Origin of the sequence: Georgenia sp. TF02-10, assembly GCF_022759505.1 — a bacterium.
Classification (GTDB): Bacteria; Actinomycetota; Actinomycetes; order Actinomycetales; family Actinomycetaceae; genus TF02-10.
The window spans coordinates 1,816,199-1,832,674 of record NZ_CP094289.1 but is presented as its reverse complement, the minus strand read 5'-3'; the positions used below and the strand labels follow the sequence as shown (position 1 = coordinate 1,832,674).

Sequence of the window (16,476 nt, the reverse complement as noted above, 5' to 3'; positions counted from 1 at the left end):
CCGGCCGGGCCGGCGCGTCCGCTCAAGGAGGCGCCCGCCGTCGAGGTCCGGACCGGTGCACCGAGCAGGCACGCGCCCGCCGTGATGACGGCGTCACCGTTGGGGGAATACTCCCCTCCGCTCGTCGCAGCCTACGTCACGCCCCGACGCCGCGCGACAGCCGCCCGGGCGTGCCAGCCGTGAGATGCGACTCGGGCAAAAGCGGCATCCGGGGCGCGCAGCCGGCGCCCCGGACTCAGGCGGTCGCCGCCGTCATCTGCCGCAGCTCCTTCTTCAGGTCGGCGATCTCGTCCCGCAGCCGGGCGGCGAGCTCGAACTGCAGCTCCTCGGCGGCGTTGTGCATCTGGGCCGAGAGGTCCTGGATGAGGTCGGCGAGGTCGCTGGCCGCGGCGCCGGCGAGCCGCTCCCGCGCCGAGCCGCCCGCGCTGCGCCGCTCCTTGCGGCCCGGGCCGGTGCCGGCGCCCCGGTAGCCGCCGGCGAGGAGCTCCTCGGTGTCCACGTCCTCCCGGGCGAGCATGTCGGTGACGTCGGCGATCCGCTTGCGCAGCGCCGTCGGCTCGACGCCGTGCTCGGTGTTGAACGCGACCTGCTTCGCCCGCCGCCGGTTCGTCTCCTCGATGGCCTGGGCCATCGAGGGGGTGACCGTGTCGGCGTACATGTGCACCTGGCCGGAGACGTTGCGGGCGGCGCGGCCGATCGTCTGGATGAGGGAGGTGGAGGACCGCAGGAAGCCCTCCTTGTCGGCGTCGAGGATGGCGACGAGGGAGACCTCGGGCAGGTCCAGGCCCTCGCGCAGCAGGTTGATGCCGACGAGCACGTCGAACTGGCCCAGCCGCAGCTCGCGGAGGAGCTCCACCCGGCGCAGCGTGTCGACGTCGGAGTGCAGGTACTGCACCCGCACCCCCCGCTCGAGGAGATAGCCGGTGAGGTCCTCGGCCATCTTCTTGGTCAGGGTGGTCACCAGCACCCGCTCGTCCCGCTCGGTCCGGTCCCGGATCTCCCCGAGCAGGTCGTCGATCTGGCCCTTCGTGGGCTTGACCACCACCTCGGGGTCCACCAGCCCGGTGGGCCGGATGATCTGCTCCACCACGCCGTCGGCCTGGCTCAGCTCGTACGGCCCGGGGGTGGCCGAGAGGTAGACCGTCTGTCCGATCCGGTCCTGGAACTCCTCCCACCGCAGCGGCCGGTTGTCCATCGCCGAGGGCAGCCGGAAGCCGTGGTCCACCAGGGTCCGCTTGCGGGACATGTCCCCCTCGTACATCGCCCCGATCTGCGGCACGGTCACGTGCGACTCGTCGATGACGAGGAGGAAGTCCTCCGGGAAGTAGTCGAGCAGGGTGTTCGGGGCGCTGCCCGGGGCGCGGCCGTCGATGTGCCGGGAGTAGTTCTCGATCCCGGAGCAGGTGCCGATCTGCCGCATCATCTCGATGTCGTAGGTGGTGCGCATCCGCAGCCGCTGGGCCTCGAGCAGCTTGCCCTGCCGCTCCAGCTCCGCCAGCCGCTCGACCAGCTCGGCCTCGATCCCGGCGACGGCGCGCTCCATCCGCTCCGGGCCGGCGACGTAGTGCGATGCCGGGAAGAGGTGGACGGCCTGTTCGGTGCGGATGACGTCCCCGGTGAGCGGGTGGAGGGTGGACAGGGCGTCGATCTCGTCGCCGAACATCTCGATCCGGATCGCGAGCTCCTCGTACACCGGGATGATCTCGATGGTGTCCCCGCGCACCCGGAACGTGCCCCGGGTGAAGGCCATGTCGTTGCGGGTGTACTGCATCTGCACGAACCGGCGGAGCAGCTCCTCCCGCTCGATCTGCTGGCCCACCTCCAGCCGGACCATCCGGTCGACGTACTCCTGCGGGGTGCCCAGGCCGTAGATGCAGGACACCGAGGCCACCACCACCGTGTCCCGCCGGGTCAGCAGGGAGTTGGTGGCGCTGTGCCGCAGCCGCTCCACCTCGTCGTTGATGGAGGAGTCCTTCTCGATGTAGGTGTCCGACTGCGGGACGTAGGCCTCCGGCTGGTAGTAGTCGTAGTAGGAGACGAAGTACTCCACGGCGTTGTGCGGGAGGAGCTCGCGGAACTCCGTCGCGAGCTGCGCGGCGAGGGTCTTGTTCGGGGCCATCACGAGGGTGGGCCGCTGCACCTGCTCGATCAGCCAGGCGGTGGTCGCCGACTTCCCGGTACCGGTCGCGCCGAGCAGGACGATGTCCTTCTCCCCCGCCCGGACCCGCTCGGCCAGCTCGGCGATGGCGGTCGGCTGGTCGCCGGAGGGCTGGTAGTCGGAGACGACCTCGAACGGAGCCACGGCTCGCTGCAGGTCGGTCACGGGGCGCATGGGTCAACGGTACGGCGCCGCACCCACACCCGGGGGGCGCGGCCGACGGCGCCCGGTCGGCGTCCGCCGAGGGCGGACAGTACGCTCGTGCGACAACCAAGGTCAGGAGCTCGTCATGGCTGATCAGCAGGACGCCGGCAGCACCCGCTCCGCCCGGCGGCGTCGAGCCGACCCCGGCGGGCAGGACGACGGCTGGCGGCCCTGGCGGACGGAGGGCATGCCGCCGAGCGACGACGGCGCACCGTCGGGCCCGCGGTGGGGCCGGGTGCTCACCTGGGTCCTGATCGGCTGGCTGGTCTTCTTCGGCATCACCACGATCCAGGACGTGGCGAGCTCGAACGTCGTCCAGGTGCCCTACACCGAGTTCACCGACCAGGTCGCCGACCACAACGTGACCGAGGTGTTCGCCCGCGGGCAGACGATCGAGGGGATGCTCGAGGAGCCGGCCGACGTGCCGGACGGGGACGGCAGCTACGACCAGTTCGTCACCGAGCGGCCGGCCTTCGCCCAGGACGACCTGCTCACCGACCTGGAGGACGCGGGCGCCGTCGTCCGGGCCACCCCGGTCACGCAGCAGCGCGGCGTGCTGTCCAACCTGCTCATCTCCCTGCTGCCGCTGGCGCTGCTCGTCCTGTTCTACGTCTGGCTGTTCCGCCGGCAGTCGGCGATGGCGGGCGGGATGTTCGGGCGGCGGAAGTCCCGGCGGGTCGAGCCCGAGGAGGTGCGGGTCACCTTCGACGACGTCGCCGGCATCGACGAGGTCGAGCAGCAGGTCTCCGAGATCGTCGACCTGCTGAAGGACCCGGACCGGTACACCCGGCTCGGCGCCCGGGCCCCGCGCGGGGTCCTCCTCGAGGGCGCGCCCGGCACCGGCAAGACGCTGCTCGCCCGGGCCACCGCCGGGGAGGCCGGCGTGCCGTTCTTCTCGGCCAGCGCCGCGGAGTTCATCGAGATGATCGTCGGCGTCGGCGCGCAGCGGGTCCGCGAGCTCTTCGAGGAGGCCCGCAAGGTCGCCCCCGCGATCGTCTTCATCGACGAGATCGACACCATCGGCCGGTCCCGGGCCGGCGCGCAGTCGGTGGGCGGCAACGACGAGCGGGAGCAGACCCTCAACCAGATCCTCACCGAGATGGATGGCTTCTCCGGCAAGGAGGGCGTGGTCGTCCTCGCCGCGACCAACCGCGCCGACGTCCTCGACCCGGCGCTGACCCGGCCGGGCCGGTTCGACCGCAAGATCACCGTCTCCCCGCCGGACCAGAAGGGCCGCGAGGAGATCCTGAAGGTGCACACCCGCTCGGTCCCGCTCGCCGACGACGTCGACCTGCGCCGGGTGGCCCAGAGCACCCCCGGGCTGACCGGCGCGGACCTGGCCAACCTCGCCAACGAGGCGGCGCTGCAGGCCGCCCGGCTCGGCCAGGACGCGGTGCACGCCAAGGACCTGGCCGACGCCCTCGAGCGGATCCAGCTCGGCGCGGAGCGTGCCGTCGTCCTCCCCGAGTCCGAGCGGCGCCGCACCGCCTACCACGAGTCGGGGCACGCGCTGCTCGGGATGCTCCAGCCCGGCGCGGACCCGGTCCGGAAGATCTCGATCATCCCGCGCGGGCGGGCCCTCGGGGTCACCCTGTCCACGCCGGACACCGACCGCTACGGCTACGACGCGGAGTACCTGCGCGGGCGGATCGTCGGCGCCCTCGGCGGGATGGCCGCCGAGCAGGAGGTCTTCGGGGTGGTGACCACCGGCGCGGAGTCCGACCTGCAGCAGGCCACCGGCATCGCCCGGCAGATGGTGGGCCGGTGGGGGATGTCCGCCCAGATCGGGCCGGTGCAGGTCTACCCCACCGAGGGCGACCCGCGGCAGGCCGGCGCCTCCGAGGCGCTGCTGCAGGCGGTGGACCGGGAGGTCCGGGACCTGGTCGCGGACTGCTACCGGCGGGCCCGGGAGCTCCTCGCCGAGCACCGGGACCGGCTGGAGAGCATCGTCGCCCGGCTGCTCGAGCGCGAGACGCTGGACGAGGACGAGGCCTACGCCGCCGCCGGGCTCAGCCGGCCGGCCGCGCCGGACGAGCCGCTCGTCGGGGCCCGGCCGGCGCCGCAGTCGGCCGCCCGGGGGTAGCGGGGCGTCCGGTCAGCCGCCGGCGCGGCGGGCCCCGGCCCGCTCGCCGGCCGCGGGCAGCAGCCGCTCGGCCCAGAGCCGCCGGACCTGCTCGACCAGCTCCGCCCGGGTGCCGGAGTTGTCCAGCCAGACGTCGGCGACGGCGCGGCGCGCGGCGTCGTCGGCCTGCGCGCGGATCCGGGCCCGGGCGTCCTCCTCGGTCATCCCGCGCCCCCGGAGCCGGGCCAGCCGGACCTCCACCGGCGCGCCGACGACGACCACCAGGTCGTACCGCTGGGCCAGGCCGTTCTCGACCAGGAGCGGCACGTCGTGCACGACGACGGCGCCCGGCCCGGCGGCCGCCTGCCGCCGGGCCGCCTCGGCGGCCACCAGCGGGTGGGTGATGCCCTCCAGGCGCCGGCGGGCGGCGTCGTCGGCGAAGACGAGGCGGCCCAGCGCGGGACGGTCCAGGCCGCCGTCGGGCCGCAGGACCCCGGGGCCGAAGGCCTCGACCACCGCGGCCAGGCCGGCCGTGCCCGGCGCGACGACCTCCCGGGCGAGCGCGTCGGCGTCGACGACGACCGCGCCGAGCCGAGCCAGCTCGGCGGCGACGGTGGACTTGCCCGAGCCGATCCCGCCGCTCAGGCCCACGGCCAGCATCTACTCGTCCGGATCGGCGGGGTCGATCGGGGCGTGGTGGTCCAGGGCGACGACGCCGCGCTTCCAGTACCCGTCCACGGCGACGTTGCCGCGGTGGAACGGGGAGTCGTGCCGCAGCCACCGGCGCAGCGGGACGAGGGAGCCGGCCTCGCCGGCGAACCAGGCGAAGCCAGGCCCGGGCCGGGGCGGCAGGGCGCGCGCCGCCTCCGCGAGCAGGGTGGTGGTGCCGGGGGCGGCGCCGCCCCGGGCCAGGACGTGCAGCCGGGTGCCGGGGGTGGTGGAGCCCTCGAGGTAGCCGGCGTCGGCCGGGTCGGCCACCTCGAGCAGGACGTCGACCGGGAGGTCGGCGGGGAGCGCCTCCAGCCAGCGGGCCAGGGCGGGCAGCGCGGTCTCGTCCCCGCCGAGCAGGACGTGGGCGGCGCCGGCCGGGGGGAGCTTGGAGCCGCGCGGGCCGGCGACGGCGAGGGCGTCCCCTGGCCGGGCGGCCGCGGCCCAGGCGGACACCGGGCCGGGACCCTCGTGCAGGACGACGTCGAGGTCGAGCTCGCCGGGCCGGACCGCGCGCGGGGTGTAGTCGCGCACGGTCGGCGGGGTGGCCGGGCGGACCAGCCCGTCGGGGCCGGCCGTCGGGGCGTGCAGCTCGCCGGTGACCGGGTCGGGCACGAAGAGCTTGACGTGGTCGGCCGGTCCGGGCGCGGTGAAGCCGGCGAGGCTGTCCCCGCCGGCGGTGATGCGCAGCAGGCGGTCGCTGAGCCGGGTGGTGCGCAGGACCCGCAGGTGCCGCACGGCGAGCGGATGGCGCAGCCGCTGCCGCTCGAGCACCTCGGCCCCGGCAGGCGCGTCCCCGGTCGCCGGGGTGGCCGCGGTCCGTCCCGCGGGTGCCGGGGCGCCGTCGTCGGCCGGGCGGGGGGCGGTCGCGGGCACGGTCATACCCGGCACCCTACCGGTGCGCCCACGGCCCCCGGCGGGCAGGATGGGGGCAGCGGCGCCGCCGCCGCGGGCGCCCGGAGGGTCCGGGCGCGGGAAGGAGTCGACATGCCCAAGGCACTGGTGAGCAAGGCGAGCACCACCTGGACCGGGAACCTCTTCGACGGCAGCGGGCAGACCCGGCTGGACAGCTCCGGGGCAGCCACCTTCGACGTCAACTGGAAGGCGCGCAGCGAGGAGCACGGCTCGACGACCAACCCCGAGGAGCTTCTCGGGGCCGCGCACGCCACCTGCTTCTCGATGGCCTTCGCCAACGAGCTGGACGGCAACGGCACCCCGCCGACCCGGGTCCAGACCGCCGCGGAGGTGACGTTCGACGCCGGCGGCCCGCGCATCTCCGGCATCCACCTCACCGTCGAGGCGCAGGTGGACGGCATCTCCGAGGACGACTTCCAGCGCATCGCCGAGGCTGCCAAGCAGGGCTGCCCGGTGAGCCAGGCGCTGACCGGCACGGAGATCACGCTGACCGCGCGGCTGGCCTGACCGCCGGCGCGGGTCCGGCCTGACGGTCCGCCGCGCGCCCGGGCCCGTGGCGGGCCGTCAAACCGAGCGGATCCGCGGCGGGCTGCGCGCTGCCGAGCCCGGGCGGCCGCGGATCCACGGCTGCGTTGAGCACCCGCCACCCGCCGCGCCGGACGCGGCGAGGCCCGCCACCCCTGGAGGGTGGCGGGCCTCGTGCGTCGGGCGGAAGCGCGGGTCAGTGACCGGTGAGCTTCTCCCGCAGGGCGGCGAGCGCCTCGTCGGAGGCGAGGGTGCCCTGCGCCTCGTTCGGGGCGGAGGTGTACGACGCCGGTGCCGCGGCGGGCGCCGGCTCGTTGTCCTCGCCGCCACCGGTGTCGGCGTTCATCGCGGCGGCGACCTGCCGCTTGTGGGCCTCCCAGCGCGCCTGGGCCTGGGCGTACTCGGACTCCCACGCCTCGCGCTGGGCCTCGTAGCCCTCGAGCCACTCGTTGGTGTCCGGGTCGAAGCCCTCGGGGTACTTGTAATTCCCCTGCTCGTCGTACTCGGCGGCCATGCCGTACAGCGACGGGTCGAAGTCGTCGCTGTTCGGGTCCACGCCCTCGTTGGCCTGCTTGAGGGAGAGGGAGATCCGGCGGCGGTCCAGGTCGATGTCGATGACCTTGACGAAGACCTCCTGGCCGACCTTGGCGACCTGCTCGGGCAGCTCGACGTGCCGCTGGGCGAGCTCGGAGATGTGCACCAGGCCCTCGATGCCGTCCTCGACGCGGACGAACGCGCCGAACGGGACGAGCTTGGTGACCTTGCCCGGCACCACCTGGCCGATGGCGTGGGTGCGGGCGAAGGCCTGCCACGGGTCTTCCTGGGTGGCCTTGAGCGAGAGGGAGACCCGCTCGCGGTCCATGTCCACGTCGAGGACCTCGACGGTGACCTCCTGGCCGACCTCGACGACCTCGCTGGGGTGGTCGATGTGCTTCCAGGACAGCTCGGAGACGTGCACGAGGCCGTCGACGCCGCCGAGGTCCACGAACGCGCCGAAGTTGACGATCGAGGAGACGACGCCGTGGCGGACCTGGCCCTTCTGCAGGGTCTGCAGGAAGTGCGAGCGCACCTCGGACTGGGTCTGCTCGAGCCAGGCGCGGCGGGAGAGGACCACGTTGTTGCGGTTCTTGTCCAGCTCGATGATCTTCGCCTCGAGCTCGCGGCCGACGTAGGGCTGGAGGTCGCGGACGCGGCGCATCTCCACCAGGGAGGCGGGCAGGAAGCCGCGCAGCCCGATGTCGAGGATGAGGCCGCCCTTGACGACCTCGATGACGGTGCCGGTGACAACGCCGTCCTCGTCCTTGATCTTCTCGATGGTGCTCCAGGCGCGCTCGTACTGGGCGCGCTTCTTGGACAGAAGGAGCCGGCCCTCCTTGTCCTCCTTCTGCAGGACCAGGGCCTCGACCTGGTCGCCGACGGAGACGACCTCTTCCGGGTCGACGTCGTGCTTGATGGAGAGCTCGCGGGAGAGGATGACGCCCTCGGTCTTGTAGCCGATGTCGAGGAGGACCTCGTCGCGGTCGACCTTGACGATGGTGCCCTCGACGATGTCCCCGTCGTTGAAGTACTTGATGGTCTCGTCGACGGCGGCGAGGAAGTCCTCGGCCGAGCCGATGTCGTTGACGGCGACCTGGGGGGACGTCGACTGCGTGGGCGTAGTAGTGGTCATTGAGCTGTGGACTCCGATGCGGACAGGTAGTAGTGCGGACAGGGGTGCTGCGGGGGTGCATGGCGCGCGCGGGTGCACGAGTGCCAACAGAGCATCTTACCGACCGGCGACGACCCGGAGCAACCAACCCAGCGGCGGCCGGCCGGGGACCGTGAGCGGCCAGTTTCACCCGCGGGGCGCAGCAGGCCGTGCTTGCCGGCGGGGGACGACGGCGGCCGTGGCGGGCCGGCGAACGACGGCGGCCGTGGCGCGCGCCGGGGAACGACGGCGGCCCCGCCCCCACCGCTCGGCACCGCCCGGCACACTGACGCCATGGGTGCCCCGGACGGGCCGGCCTGGGCCGGCTACGACGACGTGGACGACGCGGCCGCGGCCCGCGCCAACGCCGGGTGGTGGTCGGCCGCGGCCGGGGACTACCTCGCCGAGCACGGCGACTTCCTGGGCGCCGCGGACTTCTGCTGGTGCCCGGAGGGGCTGCGCGAGTCCGACGCCCACCTCCTCGGCCCGCTCGACCGGCTGCGCGGCACCCGGGTGCTGGAGGTCGGCTGCGGCGCGGCGCAGTGCTCACGGTGGCTGCGGTCCCAGGGCGTGGAGCAGGTGGTCGGCACGGACGTGGCGGCCGGGATGCTGGCCCGGGCGGCCGAGCTGGACGCCCGGACCGGGGTGGCGGTGCCGACCGTCCTGGCCGACGCCCGCGCCCTGCCCTTCCCGGCCGCCTCCGTCGACGTCGCCTTCACCGCCTTCGGCGCCATCGCGTTCGTGCCGGACGCCGAGCGGGTGCACGCCGAGGCGGCGCGGGTGCTGCGGCCGGGCGGGCGCTGGGTGTTCTCGGTCACCCACCCGATCCGCTGGGCGTTCCCCGACGACCCCACCGCCGCCGGCCTGCGGGTCTCGCGGTCCTACTTCGACCGCACCCCCTACGTCGAGCGCGACCGGGACGGGACGCCGGCGTACGCCGAGTTCCACCGCACCCTGGGCGACCACGTCCGCGACGTCGTCGCTGCCGGGCTGGTCATCGAGGACCTGGTGGAGCCGGAGTGGCCGCCGGAGAACACCAGCACCTGGGGCGGCTGGGGCCCCGAGCGCGGCGCGCTCCTGCCGGGCACCGCCATCCTGGTCGCCCGGCGGCCGTGAGCTGACCCGGCGGCGGCGGCGGCAGCGCCCGGCGGCTCGTCGCGATCGCCGTCGGGACGAGCCCGCGAAGCGAGCCGGGGCGGACCCGGGCAAGGTCCTGGGCGGACCCAGTAGCGCGCCGGGGCGGACCCGGCCGAGCGCCTTGGCGGTCAGGCGGTCGGGTCCGCCGCGAGCAGCCGCCGGTTCCAGCGGCGCTGCCAGTCCACGTTCTGCCAGCCCGGGTGGTGCGGGGCAGAGTTCGAGCCGAGGACGGCGCCCCAGGCGCCGCGCTCGATGCACCGGGTGATGGCGTGCTCGGCCAGGGTCCGCCCGACCGGGCCGTCCTCGAACTCCGCCAGGAGCGGCGTGTAGCCGATCCAGCCCTCACCGATCACCAGGGGCGCCTCGTGCCGGCGCGCGAAGAGGTCCAGCGCGGTGAGCCGGTCGTCGATCGCCTGCAGCATCGCCTCCCGCCACTGGCCGTAGCGCTCGTAGAGCCAGTTGTCCCAGCGCGTCGTGTCGACCCAGTCGTAGGTGTAGAACATGCTGGTCGAGATGCCGGTGGCCGACAGCCGCCAGGGGTCGACCTGGCCCTGGTACGAGGCGACGTCGGGGGCGTCCTCGCGCAGCAGCGACCGCAGCTGGTCGGAGGGGAAGCCCTCCCGGGCGCGCACCCCGGCCCACCGCTCGATCGCGCCGAGCACGCCGTAGACGTAGACGTGGAAGTGCGCGACCTGGCCGTTGTCCGGGACCGCACCCAGGTCCAGGTGGGGCGGGATGCCGTAGCAGGTCGTGGCGAGCACGTCCGGGTGGCGCTGCCGCATGAGGTCGACGCCGTCGGTCAGGAACGGGCGCTGCGGCCAGTACGGGTCCTCCTGCTGCGACCCGCCGCCGGCGAGCGCGAGACGGCTCAGGTCGACCTCGTTGTGGATCTCGGCGTAGGCGATCCGGTCCCCGAGCCCGTGGTCCTTCACCCACTGCACCAGGTCGGCCATCGCCTGGGCCATGACCCGGTGCCGGTCGTCGGGCTCGACGGCCATGAGCGCCTCGTACCACTCCGGCCCCTCCAGGAACGCCGGGCTCTGCTGGTACTCCCAGGAGGAGAGGATCACGTAGCAGCCGTGCCGCTCGGCGGCCCGGAGGAGCGCAAGGAGGTGCGCCCTGCCGTCGATGACGGCGCCGCCGGCGACGTCGTACCAGCGGGTCCGCACGCCGACCTCGCCGCCGATCTTGGTCAGGCGCAGCGCGGTGGTGTCGATGCCGTGGTCGCCGAACAGCAGGAACGGCATGGCGCAGATGCGCACGGTGTTGTAGCCGCGGTCGACCGCCTCGGCGAAGGCGGCGTCGAGGTCGGCGAACGGCTCCCCCGGCATCGTCTGGGTGTACCAGGTGAAGTCCCACAGGCTGATCGTGAGCCGGGGCGGCAGGTGGGCGGGGACGCCGCGCGGGCGCTCGGTGACGGTCACTGGTGATGCCTCTCGGTGGTGCTGACGGGTGAACAGGTGGAAGGGGGGCGGGTCGTCCCCGGTGGGCGGGTCACCGCGGGGGGCGGGTCGTCCCCGGTGGGCGGGTCATCGCGGGGGGCGGGTCGTCCCCGGTGGGCGGGTCATCGCGGGGGGACGGCGTCGCGGTAGACCTCGTAGGCGAGCCGCTTGGTGGTCGAGTCCCAGCCGAGGAGGCCCATGGTGGAGATGCCGTTGAGCTCCTCGTTGTAGCCGAGCCGCTGCTTGTAGTCCTTCAGGACCCAGTGCGTGTACCCGGCCACGAAGGGGCGCTCGACCGCCTGCTCCCAGTGCGCGGCCAGGTTGGCGGCCTGCCAGTCCTCGGTCCCCTCCTCCTGGGCGCTGCCGCGCCGGCCGAGGTAGGACCACGAACCGTTCTCGGTGATGAGGAGCGGCTTGTCGGGGTGGGCGGCGTGCACGGCGTCCAGCGCCGGGCCGAGGTCGTCGTTCGCGCCGTAGAAGTAGCCGAAGTACTCGTTGAAGCCGATGACGTCGGCGATGTCGAACGCGGGGTCGTTCGTGGTGCTCGAGGCCCAGGTCACCGGCCGTTCCTGCAGGTCGAGGGCGTCGACGGCGTCCTTCATGTCCTGCAGCCACGCCCGGTAGACCGGCGCCCCGCCCGGGTCGATCTCCGACTCGTTCTGCAGCCCCCACAGGACCACCGAGGGCCGGTTGTGCTGGTTCCAGGTCATGCTGGCGGCCAGCGCCCGGGACAGCCCGTAGGACTCGGTCTGGAGCCGCTGCTGGGCGGTGTTGAGCCACATCGTGTCGATGTCGTCCATCACCAGCACGCCGTGGGTGTCCGTCCACTCGTAGGCCAACGGGTGGCGGTTGTAGACGGCGTTGCGCAGGAAGTTGACGCCGAGGTCCAGGGCGTGACCGAGCTCGTGGTCGTACTCGGCGGCCGTGAGCGAGCGGCCGCTGCGGCCGGTCTCCTCGTGCCAGTTCAGGCCCTTGAGGAAGACGGGCTCACCGTCGAGCCGGAGCTCGGCGTCGGCCACGGTCACCGACCGGAGGCCGTAGTCCGCGGTGAGCCGGTCGAGCGCCGGGCGGTTCGACCGCACCGGTCCGGTGCGGAGCTCGGCGGCCGCGGTGTAGAGGCGTGGCGCCTCGGTGCTCCAGGCCTGCGCCCGCGGGAGCGGGATGCGTGCCGCCACGACCCGGACCGCGCCCGCGGGCACCTGCACGGGGACCGTGACCGGCGCGCCCCCGGTTCCCTCGCCGGGATGCAGCCGGACCGAGCCGGTGAAGGGCCGCGTGCCGGTGTTCTCGACGACGGCCCGAGCGTCGAGCTCGCCGTCGCGCGCGTCCACGAGCACCTTGGCCACGCTCACCCCGGGCACGGCCTCGAGGCGGACGGACCGGGTGATGCCGGCGTACGGCCAGTAGTCGACAGGCTTCCACGGGATGGCGTAGTCATCGGTGACCGGACCGGTGCCGGTCGTGTAGTCCTCGAACGACGCGCGGCGGTGGACCTTGACGGCGATCGTGGCGGTCTTCCCCGGCCGCAGCAGGTCGGCGACCGGCAGGGCGAACGGGGTGTGGCCGCCCTCGTGGGCTCCGGCGAAGCGGCCGTCGACCCAGACGTCCGCGCGGTAGCTCACCCCGAGGAAGGACAGCCGGACGTGGTCGTCCTTCCAGGACCTGGGGACCCGGACGGTCGTGCGGTACCAGGCGTCGCCGTCCTGGAAGGCGGTGCCGGTGCCGAACCTCGTGCCGTCGTACCCGTCGAAGTCCGGGGTGTCCTTGAGGTCCCAGGACGAGGGGACGTCGATGGTGTCCCAGCCGCGCATGTCGGTCTCGGCGGCGGCCCACCCCTCCTGCTCGCCGACGCCGTCTGGGTCGAACCGGAAGGACCAGCGGCCGTCGAGCGAGATCTCCTCGCGGGTACGCTCCTCCGTCGCCGACGCGTCGAACTCGGGGACCACGTGGTCGTACTGGAACAGCACACCGGTGCCGTCGATCGTCTCGATACGGGTGTCCGCGGGTTCGGTGGGCTCGTCGGCGCTCGCCGCCGGAGCCGTCGCGAGGGTCAGCGCGAGGACCAGCGTCGTGCCGGCCGTCAGTGCTGCGGATCGTCTCATCGGCTTCTCCCGTCTGCCGCAGTGGAGCTCTGTCGGTGTGGTGCGTCGGTGTGGTGCGGTCGGTGTCATGCGGTCTGGTGCTGCAGGTGCCGTGCGGCCAGCGTCGTGCGGCCGCCGTCGTGCGGCCCAGGTCGCCCAGTCCCGGTCCCTGCCGGTCGGGTTTCAGCAGGCCGGCGCGTGGCTGCCTCGCGGGCGCCCCCCGCCGTCGTCAGCCCTTGACGCTGCCCTCCGCGAGCCCGCCGCGCCAGAACCGCTGGAGCACGACGATCGCGATCATCAGCGGGATGACCGAGAGGAACGCTCCGCCCACGGTGAGCTGGTAGAGCTCGGGCTGACGGTCGGCGAAGGACTGCCACGAGGTCAGGCCGAGCGTGATCGGGTAGCGCGCGGGGTCCGACAGCATCACCAGCGGCAGGAAGTAGTTGTTCCAGATCCCGACGAACTGGAACAGGAACACCGTCACCAACGCCGGCGTCATGAGGCGCAGGACGATGGTCCGGAAGATACGGGTCTCGCTCGCACCGTCGATCCGGGCCGCCTCGAGCACCGAGTCCGGTACGCCCGCGGCCGCGTAGATCCGGCAGAGGTAGAGGCCGAACGGGCTCACCATCGACGGCAGGAGCACCGCGAGGTAGGTGTTCGCCAGGCCCCACTCGCTGAAGAGCAGGAACAGCGGCAGCGCGAGCGCCGTCCCGGGGATGAACACACCGGCGAGGACCGTGTTGAAGAGCGCCTCCCGCCCCCGGAAGGCGAACTTGCCGAGGGCGTACCCGCCCATGGCCGAGAGGATCGTCGCCACGAGGGCGCCGACCCCGGCGTAGAGGACGCTATTCAGCACCCAGCGCAGGTAGATGCCGTCGGAGTAGGTGAGCACGTTCTGCACGTTCTGGATGAGCTGCGGGTCGGAGAACCACAGCCCGAACGAGCCGAAGAGGTCGCCGGTGGACTTCGTTGCGGCAACGACCAGCCAGTAGACGGGCAGCAAGAAGTACACGGCGACGACGGTCAGCAGCCCGACGGTGAGGATGCGCCAGCGGAGGGAGGTGCGCGAGCCCCGGCCGGTCCGGCCGGTATCGCGCGGGCCAGCCGTCCGCCGGCGGCCCGGGGGGTGCGAGGTTCGAGCGGCGGCCGGGTCGGTCTGCGCCGTGCCGAGGTCGGTGGAGGTCACGTGTCCGCTCCCTTCCTGTTCACGAGGCGGAGGAAGCCGAAGGAGAGGACGCCGGCGACCAGCGCGAGGATGACCGCCTGGGCGGCCGCGAGGCTGTAGTTGTTGTTCACGAACGCCTGCGTGTACGCCGCCAGGTTGGGCGTGTACGTCATGGAGATGGCGTTGCTGATCGGCCGGAGCACCAACGGTTCGGCGAACAGCTGGAGGCTGCCGATGATCGTGAAGACCGTCGTCAGCACGAGCGCGGGCGTGATGAGCGGCAGCTTGACGTGCCGCACGAGGTGCCACGCGTTGGCGCCGTCGATCCGCGCCGCCTCGTACAGGTCCCGGTCGATCGAGTTGAGCTGGGCCACGATGATCAGCACGTTGTAACCGGCGAACTGCCAGGTCACGATGTTCAGGATCGACCACAGCACCGAGCCGCCGTCGAGGAAGCTCACCTCGACCCCGATCGAGCCGAGGACGTCCACGATGGGGCTCACGCCGGGCGTGTACAGGAAGCCCCAGAGGATCGAGGCGATCACCCCCGGCACGCCGTACGGCAGGAAGTAGGAGCTGCGGAAGAACCGCACGCCCCGGGCCGACGCGGAGTCGAGCACCAGGGCGAGCACCGTCGCCAGGCCGATCATCACCGGCACCTGCACGACGCCGAAGATCGCCACCCGCACGAGGCTGTCGAGGAAAGCCTGGTCGCCGAGCGCCGCCTGGTAGTTGCTCAGCCCGGCGAAGACGCGCTCGGCGCCGCCCATCCCGAGCGGTCCGGTGCGCACCGTGGTGAGCAGGCTCTGGTAGAGGGCGTACCCGATCGGCAGGACGAAGAACGCCGCGTACAGCGCCAGGAACGGGGTGAGGAAGCCGAGCGCGGCGCGGGTGCGCCGCCGGCTCGGCGTGGCGGCGCGGGTGCGCCGCCGGCTCGGCGTGGCGGCGCGGGTGCGCCGCCGGCTCGGCGTGGCGGCGCGGCTCACGGCGCATCCACCTGCAGCCCCTTGGCCTCCAGGTCGGCGACCGTCTCGCGCTGCGCCTCCTCGAGCGTCTCCACGAAGCTGCCCTCGCCGGCGATCGCCCGCTGGAACCCGTCGTTGAGGTGCTGGTAGGCCGCCGCGGTGGTGGGGATCCAGGACCAGTCGCGGTCGATCGCCTGGTCGGCCTCGGCGAAGACGTCGTTGATCTTCTGCCCGCCGAAGAACTCGTACTCGCGGTCGAGGGTGGAGCCCTCGAGGGCGTCGGCGGCCGCCGGCCAGCCGTACCCGCCCTCGACCAGCAGGTCGATGCTCTCCGGGTCGGTGTTGAGCCACACCGCGAACTCCATCGCCTCGGTCGGGTACTCCGTACCGGTCAGGACCGCCGTGGAGGACCCGCCCCAGTTGGCGGAGGCGAACTCCCCGTCCTCCTCCCACTGCGGCATCGGCGCGACCCGCCACTTGCCGGCGGTGTCCGGGGCGTTGCCGGCGAGGATCGCGTCCCCCCACTGCGCACCGACCCAGCCGACGATCCGGCCCGACTGCAGGTCGCTGTACCAGCCGTTGGCGAAGTCGGGGTCGGTCTTGACCAGCCCGTCGCGGACCATGCCGTCCCAGTACTCGGCCACCTCGCGGGTCTGCTCGTTGTCGATGTCCACCGTCCAGGTTTCGCCGTCGATCCCGAACCACTGGCCGCCGTTCTGCCAGGCGAGCGAGGCAAACCAGGCGGAGTTCCCTGGCGGGAACGTGGAGATGTACGCCTCCGGATCCGCCGCGCGGACCGCCTCCGCCGCCGCCCGGAACTCCTCCCAGGTGGTGGGCACCTCGATGCCCCACTGGGTGAAGAGATCCTCGCGGTAGAACATGGCCATGGGGCCGGAGGCCTGCGGGATGGCGTAGACGCCGTCGCCGAACACTCCCTGCTGCCACTGCCAGTCGACGAACTCGTCCTGGTGCTCCTCCGCCCCGTACTCGGCGAGGTCGACCAGGCCGCCCTCGAGCAGGAAGCCGGGGACCTCCTGGTACTCCACCTGGGCGAGGTCAGGGGCTCCCTCGCCGGCCTCGAGGGCGGAGTACATCTTGGCGTAGCCGCCGGCGCTGCCGGTGGGGATCTGCTCGAGCTTGACCTGCACGTCGGGGTTCTCCGAGTTCCACAGGTCAACGGCCTTGTCCACACCGGGGACCCACGACCAGAAGGTCAGGTCGACCTGCTCGCCCGGCTCGCGGCTCGCCGGAGCCGGCTCCGCGTCGGCCGCCTCCGGGCCGCCGGACCCGCCGCCGCACCCGGCGACCAGCAGGGCCGCCGCCCCGGCCGCGGCCAGCGCCGCCGCCCCTCGTCGTGCCTGCCGCCTCGGCGTGCGACCGATTCCGCGTTGCATCATTGCGACTTCTCCTCTCGGTCCGCGCGA

The 16,476-nt window shown here is 73.3% G+C and carries 12 protein-coding genes; 3 read left to right on the top strand and 9 right to left on the bottom strand.

Annotated elements, in window-relative coordinates:
* Positions 1–235: 235 nt before the first annotated feature.
* Positions 236–2,332 carry an excinuclease ABC subunit UvrB gene (uvrB, locus tag MF406_RS08250; protein WP_242897544.1) on the bottom strand — a complete coding sequence of 699 codons (2,097 nt, stop codon included), beginning with the start codon at positions 2,330–2,332 and terminating at the stop codon, positions 236–238.
* A 115-nt stretch (positions 2,333–2,447) separates the two neighbouring features.
* Here uvrB and ftsH point away from each other — a divergent pair, with 115 nt between their 5' ends.
* The gene (gene ftsH / locus MF406_RS08245; RefSeq protein WP_242897543.1) at positions 2,448–4,445 is read left to right on the top strand and encodes an ATP-dependent zinc metalloprotease FtsH; all 1,998 of its coding nucleotides are present in this window, start codon (positions 2,448–2,450) and stop codon (positions 4,443–4,445) included.
* A 12-nt stretch (positions 4,446–4,457) separates the two neighbouring features.
* On the opposite strand, the gene coaE is transcribed toward ftsH, so the two are convergent.
* Together coaE and MF406_RS08235 are read right to left on the bottom strand one after the other, a co-directional pair.
* Positions 4,458–5,084: a dephospho-CoA kinase gene (gene coaE, locus MF406_RS08240; RefSeq protein WP_242897542.1), complete on the bottom strand. Its 627-nt coding sequence runs from the start codon at positions 5,082–5,084 to the stop codon at positions 4,458–4,460.
* Positions 5,085–6,014: a siderophore-interacting protein gene (locus MF406_RS08235; RefSeq protein ID WP_242897541.1), complete on the bottom strand. Its 930-nt coding sequence runs from the start codon at positions 6,012–6,014 to the stop codon at positions 5,085–5,087.
* Between the two features lie 105 nt (positions 6,015–6,119).
* Between MF406_RS08235 and MF406_RS08230 the strand changes: the two genes are divergently transcribed.
* Positions 6,120–6,554, top strand: coding sequence for an OsmC family peroxiredoxin (locus MF406_RS08230; protein ID WP_242897540.1), 435 nt, complete (start codon positions 6,120–6,122; stop codon positions 6,552–6,554).
* A gap of 214 nt (positions 6,555–6,768) precedes the next feature.
* Here the strand turns inward: MF406_RS08230 and rpsA are convergent, their stop codons facing one another.
* Positions 6,769–8,241 carry a 30S ribosomal protein S1 gene (gene rpsA, locus MF406_RS08225; RefSeq protein ID WP_242897539.1) on the bottom strand — a complete coding sequence of 491 codons (1,473 nt, stop codon included), beginning with the start codon at positions 8,239–8,241 and terminating at the stop codon, positions 6,769–6,771.
* Positions 8,242–8,553: 312 nt separating this feature from the next.
* Here rpsA and MF406_RS08220 point away from each other — a divergent pair, with 312 nt between their 5' ends.
* A complete protein-coding gene (locus MF406_RS08220) occupies positions 8,554–9,375 on the top strand; it encodes a class I SAM-dependent methyltransferase (protein ID WP_242897538.1) in 822 nt (273 codons plus the stop codon).
* Between the two features lie 149 nt (positions 9,376–9,524).
* On the opposite strand, the gene MF406_RS08215 is transcribed toward MF406_RS08220, so the two are convergent.
* From MF406_RS08215 to MF406_RS08195, 5 genes are all read right to left on the bottom strand, one after another.
* Positions 9,525–10,820: a cellulase-like family protein gene (locus MF406_RS08215; protein ID WP_242897537.1), complete on the bottom strand. Its 1,296-nt coding sequence runs from the start codon at positions 10,818–10,820 to the stop codon at positions 9,525–9,527.
* A 140-nt stretch (positions 10,821–10,960) separates the two neighbouring features.
* Positions 10,961–12,940: a glycoside hydrolase family 2 protein gene (locus MF406_RS08210; RefSeq protein WP_242897536.1), complete on the bottom strand. Its 1,980-nt coding sequence runs from the start codon at positions 12,938–12,940 to the stop codon at positions 10,961–10,963.
* A gap of 208 nt (positions 12,941–13,148) precedes the next feature.
* Complete coding sequence (locus MF406_RS08205) at positions 13,149–14,108, bottom strand: carbohydrate ABC transporter permease (RefSeq protein ID WP_371744637.1); 960 nt, start codon at positions 14,106–14,108, stop codon at positions 13,149–13,151.
* Complete coding sequence (locus tag MF406_RS08200) at positions 14,105–15,073, bottom strand: carbohydrate ABC transporter permease (protein ID WP_242897535.1); 969 nt, start codon at positions 15,071–15,073, stop codon at positions 14,105–14,107. Before MF406_RS08200 ends, MF406_RS08205 begins: the two co-directional genes overlap by 4 nt.
* A complete protein-coding gene (locus MF406_RS08195) occupies positions 15,070–16,449 on the bottom strand; it encodes an extracellular solute-binding protein (RefSeq protein ID WP_242897534.1) in 1,380 nt (459 codons plus the stop codon). The genes MF406_RS08200 and MF406_RS08195 overlap by 4 nt, the downstream gene beginning before the upstream one ends.
* Positions 16,450–16,476 lie beyond the last annotated feature (27 nt).

Bases quoted from the DNA above. Each gene is read 5' to 3' on its own strand.
- uvrB (WP_242897544.1), bottom strand. From the start codon at position 2,332: ATGCGCCCCGTGACCGACCTGCAGCGAGCCGTGGCTCCGTTCGAGGTC.
- ftsH (WP_242897543.1), top strand. From the start codon at position 2,448: ATGGCTGATCAGCAGGACGCCGGCAGCACCCGCTCCGCCCGGCGGCGT.
- coaE (WP_242897542.1), bottom strand. From the start codon at position 5,084: ATGCTGGCCGTGGGCCTGAGCGGCGGGATCGGCTCGGGCAAGTCCACC.
- MF406_RS08235 (WP_242897541.1), bottom strand. From the start codon at position 6,014: ATGACCGTGCCCGCGACCGCCCCCCGCCCGGCCGACGACGGCGCCCCG.
- MF406_RS08230 (WP_242897540.1), top strand. From the start codon at position 6,120: ATGCCCAAGGCACTGGTGAGCAAGGCGAGCACCACCTGGACCGGGAAC.
- rpsA (WP_242897539.1), bottom strand. From the start codon at position 8,241: ATGACCACTACTACGCCCACGCAGTCGACGTCCCCCCAGGTCGCCGTC.
- MF406_RS08220 (WP_242897538.1), top strand. From the start codon at position 8,554: ATGGGTGCCCCGGACGGGCCGGCCTGGGCCGGCTACGACGACGTGGAC.
- MF406_RS08210 (WP_242897536.1), bottom strand. From the start codon at position 12,940: ATGAGACGATCCGCAGCACTGACGGCCGGCACGACGCTGGTCCTCGCG.
- MF406_RS08195 (WP_242897534.1), bottom strand. From the start codon at position 16,449: ATGATGCAACGCGGAATCGGTCGCACGCCGAGGCGGCAGGCACGACGA.